Source organism: Peribacillus sp. N1 (assembly GCF_054600815.1).
Window position 1 is genome coordinate 1,432,062 of the sequence record NZ_BAAHZO010000001.1, and the last position, 21,038, is coordinate 1,453,099.

20 protein-coding genes are annotated in these 21,038 nt (G+C 38.0%); 4 read left to right on the top strand and 16 right to left on the bottom strand.

Going from position 1 to position 21,038, the window contains the following annotated elements; all coding sequences use genetic code 11:
- Positions 1–4: 4 nt before the first annotated feature.
- From ACYP5M_RS06840 to ACYP5M_RS06885, 10 genes are all read right to left on the bottom strand, one after another.
- Positions 5–841, bottom strand: a complete 837-nt coding sequence (locus ACYP5M_RS06840; RefSeq protein ID WP_402937948.1) for a PfkB family carbohydrate kinase — start codon at positions 839–841, stop codon at positions 5–7.
- Positions 842–858: 17 nt separating this feature from the next.
- On the bottom strand, positions 859–1,665 hold the full coding sequence (locus ACYP5M_RS06845) for a carbohydrate ABC transporter permease (RefSeq protein ID WP_241590391.1): 807 nt from the start codon (positions 1,663–1,665) through the stop codon (positions 859–861).
- 86 nt (positions 1,666–1,751) lie between these two features.
- On the bottom strand, positions 1,752–2,630 hold the full coding sequence (locus ACYP5M_RS06850; RefSeq protein WP_459734816.1) for a carbohydrate ABC transporter permease: 879 nt from the start codon (positions 2,628–2,630) through the stop codon (positions 1,752–1,754).
- A gap of 41 nt (positions 2,631–2,671) precedes the next feature.
- A complete protein-coding gene (locus tag ACYP5M_RS06855) occupies positions 2,672–3,958 on the bottom strand; it encodes an ABC transporter substrate-binding protein (protein ID WP_434167272.1) in 1,287 nt (428 codons plus the stop codon).
- A 114-nt stretch (positions 3,959–4,072) separates the two neighbouring features.
- Positions 4,073–5,059 (bottom strand): SIS domain-containing protein, encoded by a 987-nt coding sequence (locus ACYP5M_RS06860; RefSeq protein WP_459734817.1) that lies wholly within the window; start codon positions 5,057–5,059, stop codon positions 4,073–4,075.
- Between the two features lie 178 nt (positions 5,060–5,237).
- Positions 5,238–6,323, bottom strand: a complete 1,086-nt coding sequence (locus ACYP5M_RS06865) for a GerAB/ArcD/ProY family transporter (RefSeq protein WP_459734818.1) — start codon at positions 6,321–6,323, stop codon at positions 5,238–5,240.
- Positions 6,324–6,336: 13 nt separating this feature from the next.
- Positions 6,337–6,570, bottom strand: coding sequence for a hypothetical protein (locus tag ACYP5M_RS06870; RefSeq protein WP_063575803.1), 234 nt, complete (start codon positions 6,568–6,570; stop codon positions 6,337–6,339).
- A gap of 6 nt (positions 6,571–6,576) precedes the next feature.
- Entirely contained in the window at positions 6,577–7,764 is a 1,188-nt protein-coding gene (locus tag ACYP5M_RS06875; RefSeq protein ID WP_452444956.1) for a Ger(x)C family spore germination protein, read from the bottom strand.
- Between the two features lie 25 nt (positions 7,765–7,789).
- Entirely contained in the window at positions 7,790–9,424 is a 1,635-nt protein-coding gene (locus tag ACYP5M_RS06880) for a spore germination protein (RefSeq protein ID WP_459734906.1), read from the bottom strand.
- A gap of 720 nt (positions 9,425–10,144) precedes the next feature.
- Positions 10,145–10,498, bottom strand: coding sequence for a GNAT family N-acetyltransferase (locus ACYP5M_RS06885; protein WP_434167278.1), 354 nt, complete (start codon positions 10,496–10,498; stop codon positions 10,145–10,147).
- A 763-nt stretch (positions 10,499–11,261) separates the two neighbouring features.
- On the opposite strand from ACYP5M_RS06885, the gene ACYP5M_RS06890 reads away from it, so the two are divergent.
- From ACYP5M_RS06890 to ACYP5M_RS06900, 3 genes are all read left to right on the top strand, one after another.
- Positions 11,262–12,395: a GerAB/ArcD/ProY family transporter gene (locus ACYP5M_RS06890; RefSeq protein ID WP_434167279.1), complete on the top strand. Its 1,134-nt coding sequence runs from the start codon at positions 11,262–11,264 to the stop codon at positions 12,393–12,395.
- Between the two features lie 64 nt (positions 12,396–12,459).
- Positions 12,460–13,035: a membrane-spanning protein gene (locus ACYP5M_RS06895; protein WP_434169692.1), complete on the top strand. Its 576-nt coding sequence runs from the start codon at positions 12,460–12,462 to the stop codon at positions 13,033–13,035.
- A 17-nt stretch (positions 13,036–13,052) separates the two neighbouring features.
- Positions 13,053–13,628, top strand: a complete 576-nt coding sequence (locus tag ACYP5M_RS06900; RefSeq protein WP_434167280.1) for a hypothetical protein — start codon at positions 13,053–13,055, stop codon at positions 13,626–13,628.
- A gap of 128 nt (positions 13,629–13,756) precedes the next feature.
- Here ACYP5M_RS06900 and ACYP5M_RS06905 read toward each other — a convergent pair whose 3' ends face one another.
- Both ACYP5M_RS06905 and ACYP5M_RS06910 read right to left on the bottom strand, forming a co-directional pair.
- Positions 13,757–14,227 carry a hypothetical protein gene (locus tag ACYP5M_RS06905; protein WP_459734819.1) on the bottom strand — a complete coding sequence of 157 codons (471 nt, stop codon included), beginning with the start codon at positions 14,225–14,227 and terminating at the stop codon, positions 13,757–13,759.
- Positions 14,217–14,597 carry a hypothetical protein gene (locus ACYP5M_RS06910; RefSeq protein ID WP_232782911.1) on the bottom strand — a complete coding sequence of 127 codons (381 nt, stop codon included), beginning with the start codon at positions 14,595–14,597 and terminating at the stop codon, positions 14,217–14,219. Before ACYP5M_RS06910 ends, ACYP5M_RS06905 begins: the two co-directional genes overlap by 11 nt.
- Before the next feature lie 460 nt (positions 14,598–15,057).
- Between ACYP5M_RS06910 and ACYP5M_RS06915 the strand changes: the two genes are divergently transcribed.
- On the top strand, positions 15,058–15,504 hold the full coding sequence (locus ACYP5M_RS06915; protein WP_434167282.1) for a DUF5392 family protein: 447 nt from the start codon (positions 15,058–15,060) through the stop codon (positions 15,502–15,504).
- A gap of 163 nt (positions 15,505–15,667) precedes the next feature.
- On the opposite strand, the gene ACYP5M_RS06920 is transcribed toward ACYP5M_RS06915, so the two are convergent.
- The 4 genes from ACYP5M_RS06920 to ACYP5M_RS06935 all read right to left on the bottom strand — a co-directional run bounded on the left by ACYP5M_RS06920 (position 15,668) and on the right by ACYP5M_RS06935 (position 21,014).
- A complete protein-coding gene (locus tag ACYP5M_RS06920; RefSeq protein ID WP_459734820.1) occupies positions 15,668–16,699 on the bottom strand; it encodes an aromatic ring-hydroxylating oxygenase subunit alpha in 1,032 nt (343 codons plus the stop codon).
- Positions 16,700–16,763: 64 nt separating this feature from the next.
- Positions 16,764–18,206, bottom strand: a complete 1,443-nt coding sequence (locus tag ACYP5M_RS06925) for an aldehyde dehydrogenase family protein (protein WP_434167284.1) — start codon at positions 18,204–18,206, stop codon at positions 16,764–16,766.
- 138 nt (positions 18,207–18,344) lie between these two features.
- Positions 18,345–19,775, bottom strand: coding sequence for an amino acid permease (locus ACYP5M_RS06930; RefSeq protein ID WP_459734821.1), 1,431 nt, complete (start codon positions 19,773–19,775; stop codon positions 18,345–18,347).
- A gap of 69 nt (positions 19,776–19,844) precedes the next feature.
- Positions 19,845–21,014 carry a Glu/Leu/Phe/Val family dehydrogenase gene (locus ACYP5M_RS06935; RefSeq protein WP_459734822.1) on the bottom strand — a complete coding sequence of 390 codons (1,170 nt, stop codon included), beginning with the start codon at positions 21,012–21,014 and terminating at the stop codon, positions 19,845–19,847.
- Between the last annotated feature and the right edge of the window lie 24 nt (positions 21,015–21,038).

Consider the following 21,038-nt stretch of genomic DNA (forward strand, 5'->3'; position numbering starts at 1 on the left):
CATTTTAAACCATCATATGATCTGGATTATATACTTTGCCATACCCAAAAGCACCATAATCCTGACAGGTTTGGGAGGCGACTAATGCTCCTTTCTGTAAAGCTTTATATACATCTTGTCCTTGAACGTACGATGAGAGAAAACCAGCAATAAAGGAATCTCCCGCCCCCAACGTATCTACAACTTTGGTTTGGATAATGGCTTGTTCATATATTTGATTTTCAGTCGATAAAAGTGCCCCCTTTTCCCCACGAGTAACACATATCACCTTTGTGCCAAACGAATGAACCTTTTGAATAAGTGCGTTGCACTCTGCCTCGTTTAAATTGCTTCCGGAAAAAAATGCATAATTCACAAACGGACAAACCTTTTGTAAATAGTGATCCTCTTGATTTGTCGAAAAATCAAAAGAAATTTCAATGAATTGGCTTAATATTGGAAGGTTATTCTCTATTCGGCTATATACACTTGTATGAAGAAGGTCGTGTTGCCGAATATAATCCAAATCCTTGTCATTCAGTACGATCCCCAATCTGGATTGAATTCCCCCTTTATTCGAACCAATAAAAATTCGGTCCCCGTCCTTATCCAACGCGACGACTGCCATACCATTCTCTCCTACTGCTTGTCTTACTCTACTAATCTCTATCTTTTCCTTTTGCAATGCCTCTAACACATGGTCTGCTGCCCCGTCATTTCCTACAATGCCAATATATGAAGATTGCTCATCATTTAAACGATTGCACAATACTGCCACGTTTAATGAATTGCCGCCAGGATATATCTTTCCTTGATCTTTATAAAAATCTACTACGTTATCGCCAATTCCAATTAATTTCATACCTGTTCCCCCTGTTATCATTTTACACTTCCACTAGCAATTCCACGGATAAAGTACTTCTGCATGAATAAAAATAAAATGACGATAGGTGCCGCTGAAATCGTTAATCCAGAAAGTAACACTCCCCAATCGGTTTGCAGTGCATCCCGAAATTGCATTAAACCGGCAGGTATCGTACGTAAACTATCATCATCTATAAAGATGATCGCGAACATGAATTCATTCCATGTATAGTAAGCTGTTAAAATTGTCGTTGTTAATAAAATAGGCTTACTCATAGGGATGAAAATTCTAAAAAGGATTCCAAGGTTTGTGCATCCATCCAACCGGGCAGCCTCTTCAAGTTCTTTCGGAATGGACAGGAAGTAGGCCCGAATCAACAAGATGGTTAGCGGAATTCTGTATGCTACATAAGGTAAGATTAATGCCCAATGGGTGTTATATATACCTAGCTTCTGAATTATATTATACAAAGGGATCAGGCTTACTTGGGGAGATAGCATCAACCCCCCTAAGCATATGACCAAAATGAAAGCCTTTCCACGAAAATCAAAGCGAGATAATCCGTAGGCACCTAATGCACTTACTAATACCGTTAGAATACATGTCAAACCAGTAACCATGACACTATTTAAAAAGTAGGAAGAAATCCCACTATTCCAGGCTGTTACATAATTTTCAAACAGCCATGTATGAGGAAGGGACCAACTATGGTTAAAAATTTCCTCTGTGCTTTTAAAAGAACTGATGACCATCCATAATAAGGGATAGGCTACAACAAGAAAGTATGCGATTAAACCTGCATAGACTAGTGCTACTCTCATATTATAGTCTTTTCTTTTCCTTGCATATTTTAGATTTTTAACAACTAATTCCGGTACTCTGATCGTTGATTTAGGCATCTCCATTATTAGTCCCCCTTTCCTGTTTTAAATATTTTAATTTGAACAAGAGAAATAAGTAACGTAATAATTAGGATAACCGTTGCAATGGCTGAAGCATATCCCATCATATCTTTTGAAAAAGCCGTTTTATATAAATAGGTACTTAGGACTTCCGAAGAAGTTCCCGGACCCCCTCCGGTTAAGATATATGGCTCATTAAACACTGTAAAAGCACCTGTCAGTGTTAAGATTACGGCTACAAATGTCATTTCCTTCGTTTCTGGAACCGTAATGTGAAAAAACGTTTTTATTTTATTCGCTCCATCAATTTCAGCTGCCTCATATAGCTCAGGTGAAATTTTTTGAATGGATACGATATATAACATGGCTATATAACCAATCGATTGCCACTGTGAGACAGCAATGACTGCATAGATTGCCGTATCACCATCGCCCAACCATGGCAGTGCTAAATTATTCAATCCAATCGTTTTAAGAAACTGATTTAACAACCCCACTTCCGGGTTGTAAAAAAATGAAAACAGCAACGCTATGACTGTCATTGAAACGACGACTGGTAAGAAATAGACTGTACGAAAGATGGGTGAAAATTTACGGATCAATTTATCTTCTAAAACAGCTGCAACAATTAACCCTCCAAATACTTGGAAAACAATTGAAATGACTGCATAAAGAATATTATTTTTTAAAGCTTCATAAAATACGGGATCTTCAAACAAAGTAAAGTAGTTGTCCAACCCTACAAATGCTTTATTTGGTGAAAAAGTACTCCAATTATACAGACTGTCGCCAATATTCTGGAAAATGGGGATATAAACTAGCAGTAAAAAAACTAAGGCTGGAAGAAGATATAGATAAGGTACAAATTTATCGAGTTTTATCATTAAAAGATCACTCCCTTAATAAAACGGAAAAATGATTTCCCTTATTTTCCCGCTTCGATTCTAACAGTATCGGCAGCTTTTTGAACATCACGCATGATTTGTTTAGGTGTTTTATCTCCATTTAACATCATTTGTGCTCCTGTTAAATAAGCATCTGCAATACGCGCATCAATACTCATGTCAAACCATGGAGCCATTTCATTGGCCTTCAATATGCTTTGAACCGCTTCAAGCTGTTCCGGGGAAGAATTATTTTCATTCACTGTACCTTCAACTGCACTATACTTGCCCACATCAGTGACTAGTTTCTCTCCCATCTGTTTAGTGGTTAAAAACTTTAAAAACTCCATCGCCTCTTTAGGATGCTTTGTCTTGGAAGAAATCATAAAGCCCTCAGGAGAACCCGTTAGATTTGTTTGATTGCCTTTTCCGTCTTCTACTTCAGGAAAGTTAAACATTCCAAGTTCAAACTTAGTGGGTCCAAATAGCTTGATTTCTGCCGATTCAGCATAAATCATGGGTGCCTTACCGTTTGAAAATTGCTGCCTAGCATATTCGTGATCTATTGAATTCGTATTCTCATTAAAATAAGGTAATAACTCTTGGAATTTTTCAAGCGCTTTTATGTAGTCGTCATCCTTGAATTTTCCGGTTTTTCGATTATAATCCATTGTCAGCACTTCCGGTCTAACAAGGCGTTGATTCAATGTGCCCAAATAATGTGAAATTGTCCAAGTGTCTTGACTGCCGAATTGAATGGCTGTGTAGTTATTCTTTTTTAACACTTTTAACACGTCGATTAATTCATTCCAGGTTTTAGGCGGGTTTATGTTCAATTTTTCGAAGACATCCTTGTTATAGAAAAACATTTTCCCATCCATTGTTACGGGGACACCATACACCTTATTATTAAATGTATACGGTTTGACTTGGGATGGAACGAGTTGAGAAGACCATTCCGGATCGTTTTCATAATAAGAAGTTAAATCCAAAGCTTTATTCCCTCGCACAAACTGACTGGCAAATTCATCACTCCATGAGAAATAAACATCAGGTGGATTATTTGTACCAGTCATTACTTTAATTTTGTCTTTATACGAATCATTTAGCACTGCTTCGGTTTTAATATTGATATCGGGGTTTTGTTTTTCAAATTCTTTTACAACTTCATTAAAGTAAGTTTTTTCAGGTTCCTTTGGCCACCTATGGAAAAATGTTAAGGTAGTTTTTCCAACATCTGATTCTGAAGATGTTTTTTCACCAGAACATCCCCCTAGCATTAAAGATAAACTTAAAAATGATGCGATTATAAGTTTTGTTTTTCTCATGAATACCCTCCTTATTATAAATGCTTTTATCATCAGGAAATTATACTATAATGTTATAAAACATTATAGTATAATTCGTAAAAAATATACAGAATATTAAGTTTTCTTCAATTATTAGTATTCTACTTTCCACATATAACGCCTCTTGCTTAAAGGATGATTACGCGCTTCCGCTAATTCTTCTGCATATTGACGCAATACACGATTTAAGATAAGCGGCGCAATATACCCTTTTACTTCTTCATCGATACCATCAAGATCATACTGTTTTGCATCTAGCACCGTTAGCTTTTTGCCATAACGCTGAGAAAAAGATAAAGCTCTTTCTTCTAATGGTCTTGTTTCATCCAATCCCAATAGAATGATGAACGGTACATTTTCGTCAAAAATTTCGAATGGTCCATGGAAGTACTCGCCCGCATGAATGGCATGTGAGTGTATCCATTGCATTTCCATTAAGATACAAATACTGAAAGAATAGGCTGTCCCGTAGTTGGAACCGCTTGCCATTGTATAGATAACAGGTTCTTTTGCATGGGATTGGGCGAATACTCTTGCATTAGAAGCTTCTTGCTCCAGGGCTTTTTCATACACTGGCTGTAAATTCTCTAAACTTGATACTAGTTTTCCAAACTTCTCATTATTTTCCGCTAAATGAAGTACACCAAAAACTAGTTGATATAAAACACTCAGGTTTGTATCAAAGGCGTTTACACCGTTACCCCATTCATATTTAATGAAAAGGTCCGCATTTTGGGCTAATGGTGATCCTGGTTCGTTCGTTAATGCCACAGTAAACGCACCTTTACTTTTTGCAAACTTAGCCGCTTCTGCCGTTTCGGGAGTTGTTCCAGACATAGAGCATAAAATTACTAAAGATTCCTTCCCTAGTTGTTGTGGATTACGATGTATAAACTCATTTGAACTATATAGATCGGATGTTATATTTTCAGCTTCACGATCCAGTATATACTTAGCTGAATACATGATGGCAGAAGATCCCCCGCATGCTACAAAATAAATATTGTTAATTTTCCTACCCTTTAATTGATCCAATACTGTTTTTACATTACTTTTTACATTAATAACCGATTTACTCATTTTCCCACTCCTTTAATATTTGATATACAACATTATGTAATGTTATATATTGTTATATTAAATCATAAGTTTTATATAGTCAATGTATTTGTCAGAATATTTCATTTATTACTTTCTTGGCAAATTTATATTTACAGATGTAATAAACGTCCACTTGAACATCAATGTGATACACTTCTTACTTTTTTCTGATTTTCCCAACCATTAATAATAACAATGGCAGAATAAAACAAATCGTTAAGGATAATGGTGTCCAGGCTGTAGCCATAAAGTTTTGATAATGCACGATATCGGGATGCGAAAAGATGGTAAAAGTGAGAATTAGAAAAGCTAATGGGAATAGAAGAATTTTGTAATTTTTTAATCCTAGCAATTGAGCTATTCCTAAAGCGAGTCCATAAAAGCATATGGTCAACTTAAAATACTCTGTAAAAACCCAAATGAAGGCCACAATGACCTCGACCCTTTCAAAAAAATTACCGATGCTTATCCTCATCCCCAATTCATAAGAAGGATAGGTCAATCTTGCTGTATTATCAGCACCCAATACGAGGATACTGAAAATGATCACTAAGAAAAGAGCGCCGCCACCTAACAAAGCTCCTAAATAAAAGTTTTTCTTCACTTTAGTCTTTTCGTTTACATATGGAGTGATCATTAAAAAGAAAACAAGCTGAACATAAGGCAGTGCTAAAGAGTGATATGATCCCCCCATTATCGGTTTCATGCCTTCTTCAAATATAGGTTGCAAATTTTCGATATTGATATCCGGGATAAGAAATACGAATAATATGAAAAGCAGCAGTACAAGCCAAGGAAAAAAGATTAATGCAGTCCGGCAGATAACTTCCAATCCTAGCCGTGCACCAAATAAGCTTGTTAATATAAACAAGATCATTATCATTTCCATAGGTGTCTCAACCAGGACCTGAGTTGAAAAAAAATTCCCAATTTCACTAAGTAACGCTGAAGAAAGGTAATATAAATAAAATAAGAATAGGATTCCAGATATCTTCCCGATCCATTTCCCAAATATTTTTTCATTAACTTCTATATAAGTCATGGATGGGTAAAGTGATGCGAGCCGGGTAAATAAGAAAACGAAACATAAACCGATGAGAGTAGCTAAGATATAGGCAATCCAGCCATCCTGTTTTGCTAAAGAGACAAGTACGGAAGGTAAAGTAAGTATCGCTCCTCCTATGGTGAATATGATGACCATTATTAGAAATTCACCAGAGCTGATTTTTCCTTTTTCGAGCATATTCGATACCTCCCTAGGATAAAATACGATCCATGAAATGAGCGAGTGGACTATATATTTTCGTTATCCAGTCTATAGGAGTGGGAATGGTAACATCCTTGATAATTAAAATACTCAACGTCATGCCAACTAAAAGCAATAAAATGAAAATGACAATTTCCTTCCAGCATTTCTTTTTGATAAGGGGTGGTATTTCGAAAAATGAAATAATAGCTCCAGTACACACTGTTCCAATAATTGCCCACATTGATCTTTACTCCTCGATTTCTTTTTGAAAGGATTCTGATATGGTGCCTAAATTGCGAATCTTTGCTTTAACGGTTACATTCACGTCCAATTTTGCGAATTCCTGATCCCAATTTCCTTCTAAACGTTTCCATGCTTTAGGATCGGTTCTATGAATTTCGTCACCAAAACCGAAGATGTCACTTTGATACTTCTCTTGAAGCGTTTTTATCGATCCTTCTATTTTATCCTTAATGTCTTTTGCGTATCTTTTATTCAATTCTTCGATTTTTTCGGGTTTAGTTAAATCAATTGTGCATTCTACTTCACCTATACTCCCTTCTGACGTGACATTTATATCAATTTTCGGATTTCCTTTTTCCATTTTTCCCTTGATTTTCGTTTTTGTACTTGTCGTGTTGACCGTAATTTGGTCACCTTCACATGGAATATTTACCGCGGTGGACTTAACATGATCCGTAATGTAACTAACACCTTTACTGTCGTTCCTGTTTAACCAGCCGACAAGTTTATCCTTCTTGAATACTCCAAGATAATCCAAACGCAAGCCGGATTTCGGAGAGATATTTTGTGCATTCGTAACATTGCTTCCTGCTTCGGGATCACCATAAACGAAAATCCCCGTTAGCATGGCCTGTCTGCCCTTGCTGACGATACTGCTGACCAGCTCATCCAAAGTGACCGTCCTTGTCGGTGCCCACCTTCTCTCTGAATTTTCCAAGGCATCAAAAACTTTATTTGCCGGTATTTTTTCAAGGGCCGTTTGCACATTAAGCGTTTCATAAGCAGTTGCACCCTTCGCAACGGTCATATAGAAATCCGAACGCAACTCCTTTTGCCGGGAAAGGACATCCAGAGGCTTTGCAATTCCCGCCCTGGCCATTTCCTCACCAAAGACTATTTCACGAAGATGTGCGACATATAACCTCCTTGGTACATCAGTTGATAGGCTTCTAATTGCTTCAGCAATGGTTGCACCGCTTTTCCTGAAGGTTACAACTTCCGTGCGGCCGGACCGGGCATCACCTGCCAGCTCACTCGAATTTAGAACTTGGACGGTTACAAGATACCCATCTTCTTTTTTATCAATTCCCATGGCAGTAACGATGGCAAGTTCGTTCAACTCAATGCTGCTCCAACAGCCTGATAAACAAATTATAGGTAGCATTAAAAATACCTTTAGCATTTTTTTCATAGTGAACCCTCATAATCTCATCATTTTATCTAGGTGGTTTAGGAGAACTTACTTCTCCTCTGTCTGTATCATTTTTACTGATCAACCGAGGCCGCTTTAATAATGACCAATGCGGCATACGAATGATATTGTCTTTTTGATCTTGTAAAATGAATGGTGCATTTGGAGCCAAATATGGTAAACCAAAAGATCGTATGCTATTTAAATGCAGGACCATCACGATCAGCCCTAAAATGATTCCGTATAACCCAAATGTAGCGGCAAGGATCATAAACAAGAATCGAAGCATCCGAAAAGCCATGGCCATACTATTGGCTGGGAACACAAAGCTGCAGATGGCTGTTAAGGACACGATGATAACCATTGTTGCTGAAACGAACCCTGCTTCGACAGCAGCCTGTCCAATAACTAATGCACCCACGATGGAAATGGATGAACCAATTGCCCTAGGCATCCTCACACCTGCCTCACGCAAGATTTCAAATACTACCTCCATAAGCATCGCCTCTACAAAAGCTGGAAAAGGAACACCCTCTCGCTGTGAGGCTAGACTTATGAGTAAAGGAGTAGGAAGCATTTCTTGATGAAAGGTCGAGACAGCGATATAAAGTGACGGTGTAAGCAAAGCAAGGAAAAAGGATAAATACCGTAATACTCGAATTAATGTTGCAATGTCTGCCCGTTGATAATAGTCTTCACTGGACTGGAAAAAATGCACCATCAATGCTGGAACGATAAGGACAAACGGAGTTCCGTCAATTAGTATCGCAATCCTTCCTTCTAAAATGGCAGCGGCTACAGCATCAGGTCGTTCCGTATTATAAACGGTTGGAAAAGGAGTGTATACTTCATCCTGAATAAGCTCTTCAATGTAACCACTCTCAAGAATCGCATCTATATTGATTCTATTTAAACGGCTTTGCAATTCTGAAACCGTTTTATCATCGGCAACACCTTTTAAATACATAATCGCTACGTCTGTTTGCGTTTTTTCTCCAATCTGTTTTGTTTCAAGCCATAGGTTAGGATCTTTTATTCTCCGTCGTATTAAAGCAGTATTTGTTCGCAGCGTTTCAGTGAACCCATCCTTTGGTCCTCTGACTACTGTTTGGGAGGAAGGTTCCTGAACTCCGCGATCGGCCCAATCTCTTGATCCGAGTGCCATTCCTTTTGGGGAGCCGTCAATCAATAACATCGTGTCTCCCGATAAGACATGGTTAAAAAGCTTTTGAAAATCATTTATTTCCACTATCCCCCCGACAGGAAGAATATGTGATTTTATCATTTCAAAACAGTCAGTGTGATTAAGGAGCGCAACGTCCAACTCCGAATTCCGAATTTCAACCATCAAAGTGTCGAGGATGAAATCTTGGATGGAAGCTGAATCCGTTAATCCATCTGTATAAACGACGCCTAATTTAATTTGCCCATTTTTACCTGCTTGAAAATCCCTTATAACTATGTCTGAACTATTTCCTACCGTTTTCTTAATATGGTCTAAGTTAAATTGAAGGTCAGAAGAGATAAGTTTTGTTTCATGTTTCTTTGAGTCTTTACTTCGGTTTTGGGCTTGAACCGGATTTTGGTTGTGATTATTAGTTTTGCTGGAGTTTGGATGTTCGCTTTGCTTTGGGTCTGCTTCTTGTTTTTTACTTTTCACTGATTGTTTATCTTCAATTAATTTCCTCAATGGGATAGGAACTCGAGATTTCAATGCTAACCCCCTCATAACCAAAAGCCTGTTAAAATTATGTTTTCACCTTGGCTGCAATTATATCCATCTAAGTAAAATAAATTACAATTAATTTTCAAGCGCAAAATTCAATTAAAGGTTGCTGAAGATGCCTCGGATATTAACCTTTTTGGACCTGTTTTTTCCAAAAAAATTGAATTACATTAACCACTTCCGTCTTCACTGCAAACTCGGAAGCAACTTCTCTTTTGGAGTCAGTTCAGTAGATATAACATTAAAAATGGATTTTCTTTGACAACCCGATGTAGGTTTCCGATGAAAATGCTTTAAGGTAATTTTGTATATTAATTGTGTTTTATTGATCTAAAACTTTCTTGCTGAAGCACAACTAATGAAATTTATTGGAAGTTATGTTTAAAAGTATCCTATGAGTAAATGCATAGATTGCCAATATTCGCATAATCTATTATCATTTTCGAGGCAACGATTTTAACTTATGCTTGTTGGACTAAAGTAGTATGAAGTTGGCTGGTTTAGGGGCACGAAAAAATATAAATGAAGAAAAACCCTGCAGAGATATCTCCACAGAGTTTCTATAAGAAGCTTTTAACTAATTTTTTGGTGCAGGCACCTTGCCTTTGAAAAGGCTAATGGCGACGAACTATATATGGTAACAAGGCTCCGAATTCAAGATTCCAATGTAATATATTCAGCTCCCTGGTCTTTTGCCCAATTATGTATATAACTTAGCAGATTATATCCAAGGCCACTAGGACGATGATTTACATCAGTAACCAAATCTTGTACATAAACATAGCGCTCATTATGTGAATCTTCACGCCAGCTAATACCTGCTAACGCTACGATGCTCGTATCATGATATAAAGCAAATAACTTTTTACCCTCCATACGCATATCATTTAATAATTCTAGATATTCCTTAAAAGTCAAATCAGTACGCAATTGACTTAATATAGGATAAGCCTGTAAGAATTGATGTTCTACAGTTAACTCTACTATATTTTCTACTGGTATTTTCATTCTAAAGTTCCCCTACCTTTTTTACTTTAATGGATTCGCCTTCCGGATTAAATTTCTGACATATAACCAAGGGCAAACTAAACATCAAATAAATGTTTCAATAATTGTGTGTCTAACAGTTTCCCATTCTTCTCCTTTCTCCATATTTATTAGAAATACACACATAGATATACACATAAATAATATGCAAGAATCGCGCCAACTCAAATCTATTACAAATCAAAATATTGTTGCATTTTCCCTTAATTGACGTAACGAAGCAGGTTAATCGGAAAATCTCACCAAATGATATTTGATGAAAAATTAGGAAGTTAAATCCAATATTCAGTTCCTAAAAAATTATGATGTGGGGGAATTTAAATACTTTCGCTTGGACCAATAAGAGAAGCTGCATAATGAAAGTGGGACAAGTAAAATTATTCTGCTATGTTTTTTCCAGTAATTTACCCATCACGCGTTTTTAAATTATTTTCCTATGTGTTTGACAATTGTATATTTTGTCTCGGATTAACGGCCATATAACTTTAGATAAGGAGGTTTACACATATTTCAAATACAGATTGTTTATTTTTGATTTTGATTCCGGAATAAGAAATAAGAATAATATAAAAAGCAGCAAAATCGAGCCTGAATAATGAAATGGCAATGGATTGTCGAAGTAAAGCCATGACGATTCAAGTTATTCCGTGTGAATAACTTGAACATGAATAGCCAAAACTAAGGGGTATTAAGTAGGAAGGAACAAACATTAAGGTGAAAAATAATGCCTGGTAGTTTCAAAATTTCATCACATCAATTGATGATTTTTATCCTTTTGTATTCGGTAGGAACGGTTATTTTACATACTCCTTCTCCTTTAGCTGGTTTTGCAAAGCAGGATGCGTGGCTTGCTGCATTATTTGGGACAGGAATCGCATTAATTTTTGTATGGTTCTACATCAGGGTTGGTAATTTATATCCTGATCTCCCTTTAGATCAAATAAATGAAAAGGTTTTTGGTAATTTAGTCGGAAAGATGATCAATTTCACATTTTTTATCTGGTCTTTTTCAACTGCTGCCGAGACTATTTATTATGTGGGGAATTTCATTGAAACTTTTTGGATGCCAGATACCCCACTTGCAGCATTGAATTTATTGTTAGCTGCAGTTGTGATCTTGACAGTTCGCCTTGGTATTGAAACTTTTACACGCACGTTGGAAATATTCTTCATACCCGTATTAATATTACTGACTATTTTTTTGGTATCCATCATTCCTCAAGCCAATATCCAAAACATTCAGCCAGTATTTGAAAATGGAGCCAAACCTGTCATACGGGGGACACTTTTTTTCATCAGCGTGTTCACGCTGTCTCCTGTTATGTTTTTAATGATTTTCCCTTCAAAAGTCAATGATAGTAAAAAAGGGGGTAAAGCCTTTTATATTGGCACATTGATCGGTGGAATCATTTTAATTCTAGTTATCATGCTGGATATTTTGGTTCTTGGAACCGATAACACGGCAAGAAATATCGCTCCAAGTTATACGATGGCAAAAAAAATAAATGTAGGGAATTTCCTAATGCGGATCGAAGCTATAATTGCCACAATTTGGATCTTTACAACCTATACCAGGACGGTTATGTATTTTTATGTTTCGGTTGTTGTATTTTCAAACATATTCAATATAAAAGATTATCGTCCATTTACTACGGCTTTAGGGATGATAATGGTTTTTTATTCATTGATTGTTTTTCCGACGGTCCCTTCATCCGGGGAATTCAATAAAAATATATGGTTATTCCATGCAGCGACTTTTGGTCTGGTCATGCCTTTATTATTATTTATCACGGCTAAATTTAAAAATATCATTAAAAAGCACCATGGCACCAACAATGATAATATCCATAACGGTTAAAAAGAACATTACAAAAATATTCCAGAAGTCCTAATTTACCGGGTAATGAATATTTATGAATGAGGTGAGTATATTGAAACATAAAATAATCATCATTTTTAGTGTTGTTTTTATAGCGTTCATGACTGGTTTACTCATCTTTTACCTCATAAAAGATGATTCTTCCCGATGGATGGTAGCTCTTGGAGGAATATTGGTAAGTGCCCTGCCCATTATATTATTGTTTGTAAAAAATAATCCTTTTAACATTCCAATCATAATCGGTTACTATGTTTTTATTTTCTGTACGACATTTTTAGGGTCCATCGCAAATTTTTATGTGGATTTTAAATGGTGGGACTCTGGCCTTCACTTCTACAAAGGCATTTTCGTGGCCTTTGTTGGAATTGCTCTTTATAAACAATTCATTCCTCAAAAAGCGAGAAAAGATGTTTCAAGGTGGGTCACCTTTCTTTTTGCTCTCTCACTTTCAACCATCGCCACTGTCCTTTGGGAGATATATGAGTTCGTAGGAGATCTCACTTTTACTCATACCATGCAACGAGGCGGTAATAAAGACACCATGTACGATATAATTTTCGGTCTTACTGGCGGCCTGCTTATCTCCATTTATTCTATTTTACAAAAATCAAAATTATAATTTATTGAGGTAATCATATGAATCGTAAGCTAGTTATTTCTATAAGTTCAGTGTATGTACTTTTCATGGCAGCTTTATCTATTTTTTACTATACAGACGATGAAAATTTTAAATCACTGGTTTCGATAGGCGGTGTGGTATGTGGAGCAATTCCCCTTTTATTGGCCCTATTTACCAAGCTTCAATTCAATCTGCCAATTATCATTTCCTATTTAATCTTCTTATTCGGTTCACAATATTTAGGATCTATTTTAGGCTGGTATGGACTGGGATGGTGGGATACACTCTTACATTTACTAAGCGGTTCCCTTCTAGCTTTTACGGGAATTGCTTTATATGAACGATTGATATACAGAAATGCAGGCAAAGATATATCCCCTTGGTTTGTCTTTTTGTTTACCCTCTCCTTCTCAGCACTTGGTGGTGTCATTTGGGAGATTTACGAATTTAGTTCTGATCAATTATTCGGAATGACACTGCAAGGTGGGGGAAATAAAGATACAATGATAGATTTAATCGCAGATACTGTTGGGGGGCTTATCATTGCAGTGTGGGCCGGAGTGCGGACAAAGATTAAGTTAAAGAAAACATAAAAAAACGTTCCAGTTGATTTCATAAACGCGCTCCCTTTCCGCCGACTGTCTGCCAAGGGGTTGGGGATAACGATATCCCTTTTGTAGACAAACTGAAACGACCATCTTATCGATGGTCGTTTTTATGTTCATTTAAATATGATGGAAATTATTTTTTCCGTCGTCATCGCACTATCCACCACATATGTTCCAGGTCGTAAACCGTTGGCCTTGCCTTTCTTTTCAACCGCGTCAGAAAACTCATTGGCATTTTTAATGACCTTTGCCCTTTGTAGGTTTTTACCCACATCGATGCTGGTCGAGCCTTTAGACACAGTAAGAACTGTACGGTATATGATTTTTTCTGTTGGTTCTTTTACCGCTTCTTTTTCCGCTTCCGCTTTATCTTTAATCGACTGTGCTTCAGCAATCTGATCTTCCCATTCTTTTTCTGAATGTATGACATACCCTTCTGAAGCCAGAGACTCTTTCATTTCATCTTCTGATAGTTTCTCTGATGTGCCGGTCGCTTCTCCTGGACCAAAGAAGTACACTGCACCGCATAAACCTGCTGCAACAACAAGGCCTCCGGCAAAGCTGCGCATTGATTTAGATGTCATTGGCCACATTTCTCCTTTCATTCTTCGTTTTTATGTAAGGAGTAAGCATGCTTTCAATTTCATCTTCCGGCTGTTTTGTCTTTAGTGCGATGCTTTCAAATGAGTAGCCTCGCTTATGTAGGTCGAGTACTTCACGCAACAAGTTCCGCTTTTCGGAAGTCATTGCTAGAACGCCTGCCTCTTGCACCGTAATTTCAGCATCTATCTCGATGTTCCTGATTTTTTCCTGTAATACATTCATTTCATCTCCAAAAGTGATAGCAAGCTGTTCCAATTGACTGTCCACTTTTGCAGAATCCTTTTTAATAAACGATAAAATGAACAGTAATACTGCTGCAGCAAACAAAATGATCAGAGCCCATTCCATCATTTTATGTCCCTCCTTAATCTTTGAATCTAATATCTCGCTTTCTAATTATATATGGATTTGTGCCAAAACTCGATTTAAAAGTACTAAATACCACAATAGTCACGTATTTATGACAAAAAAAGGCGCGGCAAGGCCATCCATAACTAATAATAAGCAAAAAACGAAAAATATAACTTCCATTTGAGGACCATTTTACCATAATCCATTCATCATTAATACCATTGTTAGTATATTAAGGCAACATACTGCAATACCGCTGTCTAACTGGGTTATCAAAGTATACATGGCATTCTTATTCACATCACTGCTGTACTTTTCCCTTTATAAGAGTCCAAGGGTTATATTAAATGACAAACACGTTACCAAACGATAAGATATATATTATTAGGTTCCTTTTCCTGTTTCATTGAATAAGTACGATTTCTCAGTGCCATTTTTGAACAATATTAAGGAGGATACAATGAATATTAAAATAAATAATATACCGAGTTTCATGCAAGCCGAAATCGAACAACTTCAATCAAAATTATCCCCCTTGTTGAAGAAAAATATGAAATACGGTTTTTTTTCGACGGTGATGATAGGCTTTTCCGTCATTAATCTTTTTTTCCTTTTATTTAAGAACGAATCTTTACCCATCTCGAAAATTGCACTCGGAATCTATGCATTGGTGGGAGCTGTAGGATTTGCCTTATTAAAAGAAAACAAACACAACCAAAAAGAAATAGTGAAAATTAGTCAACAATATATGTTGGATAGAATCAAAAAAAGCAGCTATTTAACAGATGCCAGAAAAAGTAACTACTTTAAAAGAGTAAATGAGCATCCGCTTACTGCCATGAATGTTTTTTTTGAGTTTCTTGCTGAAGAACAACAATGGAAGAACAAATCCTCAAACCCGGAATAATATCGGTAGAAATAAGCAAAAAACTCAGCACGAAAGAAACAACTCAACAAGTCTGATCCGATAAACTGCCGAATCACACTTGTTGGTTGCTTAGGCTATTAAATTAAAAAAAATCTCTGTATCACGTTTCTTCTTTAAGTGCATTCCATTTGCAGCTTAGTTGTTAGTTCTGGAGCTTTTTATCAATAAGTTCATGAAAATAGACTGCAGCATGTTCAGTTGGAGAAAAGATACCATTTGTAAATGCCTCGGAACTTAATCCTTTTTGCAGTTTTTCCACCAGTTCAAAGTCTTCCTGCCTTACTTGATCAACAAATTTAAAATATTCTTCTTTTTCTATGGTTATTTTTTCATCGAGGGAGTAATCACGATAAATTCCTAACGACGTAACGGCATCAACAGGAATTACTTGGATGGTATTCACATTCCCGTCTCCAGGATAAACGTTAATCATCATATTTGGCCAAACCCAATAAAAACGCGCTTGATCACCTTCGCCATTCTTACTTGCTGTCATATATTGATAGGTGAATTTGTCGTGTGTCGTTGTGCAAAAGTTTGATATATCAAAGGATTTTGCAAAGCCAGGATGAGCAATGGAACAATGATCACATTCAAGGTAATTGTCAACAACGGCTTTCCAATTAGCTTTTACTACACGCTTAGTTTCCCTAACTAGTTTCAGTGAATCAAAGAAGGGATACTCTTTCATTTCCTCTAAAAATTCCTGATATGCTTCTGCCATAGAAGGTGCATTTTTATCTAGATTGACAAAAATCATAGCATTCTGAACTTCTAAGCGAATGGATTTCATACAACTGTGTATTCCCAGTTCATTCGTTTTAAAATTAGGAGCTTTATGCACACTTCCATCTAATTTGAACGTCCATCCATGGTAACCGCATTGTAAAATTTTCTTATTTCCTTTATCGGAGTTTTCTACTTTCATTCCGCGATGAGGGCAAATATTATAGAAAGCACGCAGTTCACCATCAGTACCGCGAGAAACGATAATAGGCTCTCCGGCGATGTCTATTGTCATGAAATCGCCTACTTTTTCAACTTGGCTTGCATGACCAGCTAATATCCAACTCTTTCTAAAGATTTTTTTTCTTTCTTCATTGAATGCCTCTGGTTCGACATACCGTGAATAAGGGAGTGTAGGGCTGAACTGTACATTTTCTTTAATAGACATATTGAAAATCCCTCCTGATTATCATCTAATTAAAAAGTTTAAAAAATGCATGGTACCATTTTAGTTATACCCGATCCATATAGACTGTCTTGACCTCTGTATAGAATTCAACGGCACTCTTCCCTTGTTCACGGCTGCCTGCACTTGAATTTTTACATCCGCCAAATGGCATTTGCGGTTCGGTTCCTGCTGTTTCCGAATTGACATGAACAAGACCCACCTCCACATCTTCAATAAACCGTTGAGCCAACGTTAAATTGTTTGTACAAATTGCTGCGCTCAATCCATACTCTGTATCATTGGCCATCTTAACTGCTTCCTCATAATTTACGGCCTTAAAAAGGGCGATGACTGGTCCGAAGATTTCTTCACGTGCAATGCGGGCTTGTTGTGGAACATTTTCAAAGATAGCCGGCCGGACATAAAAACCGTTCGCCAATTCCTCTTCTGCCGGAATCTCCCCTCCACACAACAGCGTAGCTTCTGATTTCCCAACATCGATCATTTCAAGCACGCCATCACGTTGTGATCTAGAAACCGCGGGACCGATATATGTTTCTTCTTTGAGCGGGTCGCCCACTTTTAATTCTTTCGTACGCGCGACAAGCCGCTCCCGGAATACTTCATAAATTCCTTCTTCCACAATCACCCGGCTAGTGGCTGTGCATTTTTGCCCTGTGGATTTAAAAGCTCCGCCTATAGCTATTTCCACTGCTTTTTCAAGATCAGCATCGGCGAGGACGACAAGCGGGTTTTTCCCTCCCATTTCCGCTTGCACTTTCTTTCCATGCTCAATGGCTTGTTTTTGAATTTGCTGACCTACTTGATTCGAGCCGGTAAAAGATATGGCCTTCACATCCGGATGTTCCACTAAAGCAGCACCAATGACGGAGCCCCTTCCGAATACACAATTGATGACACCAGGTGGAAGACCCGCCTCATCGAAGGCTTTCATCACATGGTAGACCGACTTAGGTGTAAAATCAGCCGGCTTAATCACGACTGTATTCCCGTAAATCAGGGCCGGCGCCAATTTCCATACAGGGATGGCGATAGGAAAGTTCCATGGGGTAATCAACCCCACCGGACCTAGCGGGGTGCGAATAGTGTATAAAAATGTATTGGCATTTGCTGAAGGAATTACTTCCCCGATTGGCTGTCGGGCTTCAGCAGCATAATATTCAAGTATGCTTGCAGCACGATTGGCTTCCCCCATCCCTTCCAAGAATGTTTTTCCTTCTTCCTTTATCAAATCTTGACCTACTTCCTGAATATTCTTTTTCAAAATATCAGCTGCTTTCTGCAAGTATGAAGCCCGTTGCTGAAACGACAGCTTTTTCCAGTCAGGAAATGAATTTTTTGCGGCTGCCACTGCATCATGTAAATCAGCCGCAGCACTTGATGGAAATTCCCCTAAATTTTTTCCATTATGAGGACTAAGATTTTCCTTATACTCACCTGTAGTGGGTTCTTTCCATTTTCCATTAATATAATTTAAGTAACGCATACGATTTCCTCCGTATTCTATTTTTCTACTTTTAAATAATAGGATTACTTATAACCGGTAACTTCTAAATGGATACTTCAACGACTCCTTCTGCATACCCTAACGTTTTCTTTTGTCGGGCACATTAAGAATATTCTCCTATTGAACAAAATCATTGGGCTGATCATTTGTTAAGGCTGGCACCTCCACTTTCCTTCTCGCATATCTAAAATAGTAAAAGATATAGCAAGCAATGACGAAACCTAATCCCCAATACAATGAGGTTCGCTGTGTCGGATCATAAGCGGTGAACACGAAAATACCTAGACACATAATGATGCAGAGAATCGGGGCAAACGGGAAAAAAGGTACTCTGAACTTCAGATTTTCAACCTTTCCGCCTGCTCTGATATACTGCTTACGGAATCTGTATTGTGCGAACGCAATCGCCATCCAAGTAAGCACCCCTCCAACCCCGCTTATGGAAAGTAGTACAACGAATAACGTTTCTTCCGCTACTACACTAGTAAGTAAGGACAGCAAGGCAAAGACCATGGTGACAAGTAAGGCGTTAAACGGTACACCGCGCCGATTGAGCTTTCCAAATGCAGAATGCGCCATACCGTTTTGAGAAAGGGAGAAAAGGATCCTTGTACAAGCAAACAGACCCGTGTTTCCTACAGAGAGGACCGCCGTCAAAATTACGAAATTCATAATGTCAGCTGCATAAGGAATGCCTACCATTTCAAACACGGTAACAAATGGACTTTCCAGTACCCCAACTTCTTTCCAAGGAACGACGGCCGATAGAACAAAGATTGCCAGTACATAGAAAAGCAGCACACGTATTACGATATTTCTAATCGCTCTAGGAATGCTTTTTTGCGGGTTTTCCGTCTCTCCTGCTGCAACACCCATGATTTCCGATCCCTGGAAAGCATACACAACTGTCATCATCGATATAAACACACCCGTGAATCCTGTAGGGAATAGTCCATCTCCTATAAAATTGGAAAAGAACGGGGCAGGCTGTGCATCCTCCATATGAATCAATCCAAACATCGCTGCTGCACCGATAATTATGAATAGAATGACGGCAAGTACTTTAATCCCGGAGAACCAATACTCTGTCTCAGCGAAACTTCTAGTTGTTAATGCATTTATAGTGAATAAAAGTACCGTAAATATCACACACCATATCCATACTGGTGTATTGGGAAACCATCTAGTCATGAGCAAACCGGCCGCTACAAATTCCAGGCCTACGTAAAGAGCCCAGCTCAGCCAGTAAATCCAGCCAATGACAAATCCAGTGGCGGGACCGATAAATTTCGTTGCATGAACCTGAAAGGATCCGGATACCGGCATCACTACCGATAATTCACCGAGACAAATCATCGCCAAGTACATTAATAAACCACCGACCAAATAGGCAACAATCGCTCCTAAGGGTCCAGCTTCACCGATGGCATATCCTGAGCCCAGGAAAAGACCTGTTCCAATTACCCCACCTAAGGAGAGCATGAATAAATGTCTGCTCTTCATTGAACGCTGTAATTCTTTTGGCTGATTTTCATGTTCTGTTTGCATGATTTCCCCCCCGTTTCTGATCGATAATCAGCTTAAACACTTTTATGATTAACACAAGTTAACGAGAGTTCACGATAACGCTTCGGAAGGCACTGCATATTCTGGAAAGCCGCTGATTGTCGGTTTAAATATTTCATAGGCTACTTCTCTTTGATATTTTTTTTGTTTTTTAGCTTGTGTAAATAAATGATACGTATTTTTCCTGCATAGTTTTTCTATATCATCAACGACAGCTTGTGGATTTGGTTTAACCAGTCCGAAAATAACCACATCATAAAATCTTATCGCCCCAAGGTTGGCAACGAAATCATTGACAACATCTATTCCTCTCTGTTTTATGATTTCGTCTCCCTCTGAAGAAAGGGGAATGTTTGCCGCCTCAACGATCAAACTCGCTTTTACGCTTTTGGCATTGGATATGTGGATGACATCCTCCAATGCGGACGGAATTAAAATGTCGCAATCTATGTCGAGCCATTCCGTGTTTGACCTTACATCATAATGCGGTTCAAAAAAGGCTTTATCCATTTCCCCGTACATATTCTTATGATCAATAAGCTTTTGGACATCCAATCCTTCTTCACACGTAACCAAAAGGGCTGCATCGGAAATTCCCACAACATTGTATCCTAACTGGGACATTTTCAATGCGCAGCTTGCCCCTACACAGCCGAATCCTTGAATGACAACTCTCGCTCCACCTTTTCCGCTTTTAAATTTCCATGCCTCATCTGCGGAAAAAGCCACACCATAGCCTGTTACGACATCGTTTAAAAACAACCCGTCGATTTTTGTCGTCAATAATTCATCGAAGTCTTTTATCCCTTGCAGAACATCCGGATTCTGCTTCATTGATTTCGTTAATGGGATATCAATGCCAAATTCATTAAATATTTTGAGCACATCTTCATACTTGGTACCTAAATCACTTCCTAACGATACCCCTATATCTATATAAGGCATCATCGCAATCAGAAATCTTCTTAACACTGCATATGCGTCTGGCGCTTTATAATCATAGGCAATGCCCGCTTTACAACCGCCAGTCGTCTCAGACTCACAGGCTACATACTTATAAGCCATAGCCTCGGCCAACCTCTCGACCTCTTCTCTTGTAACCGTTGGGTGCATTCTAGTACCGCCGCCTGTGTAACCTTTGACAAAGTTATGGACGACCAGCCAGCCTTTAGCATCTGTTTCCGTATCATTCCATTCCACAACTAAATATGGTTTTAACAACTATGAAACCTCCCTAAATATCTT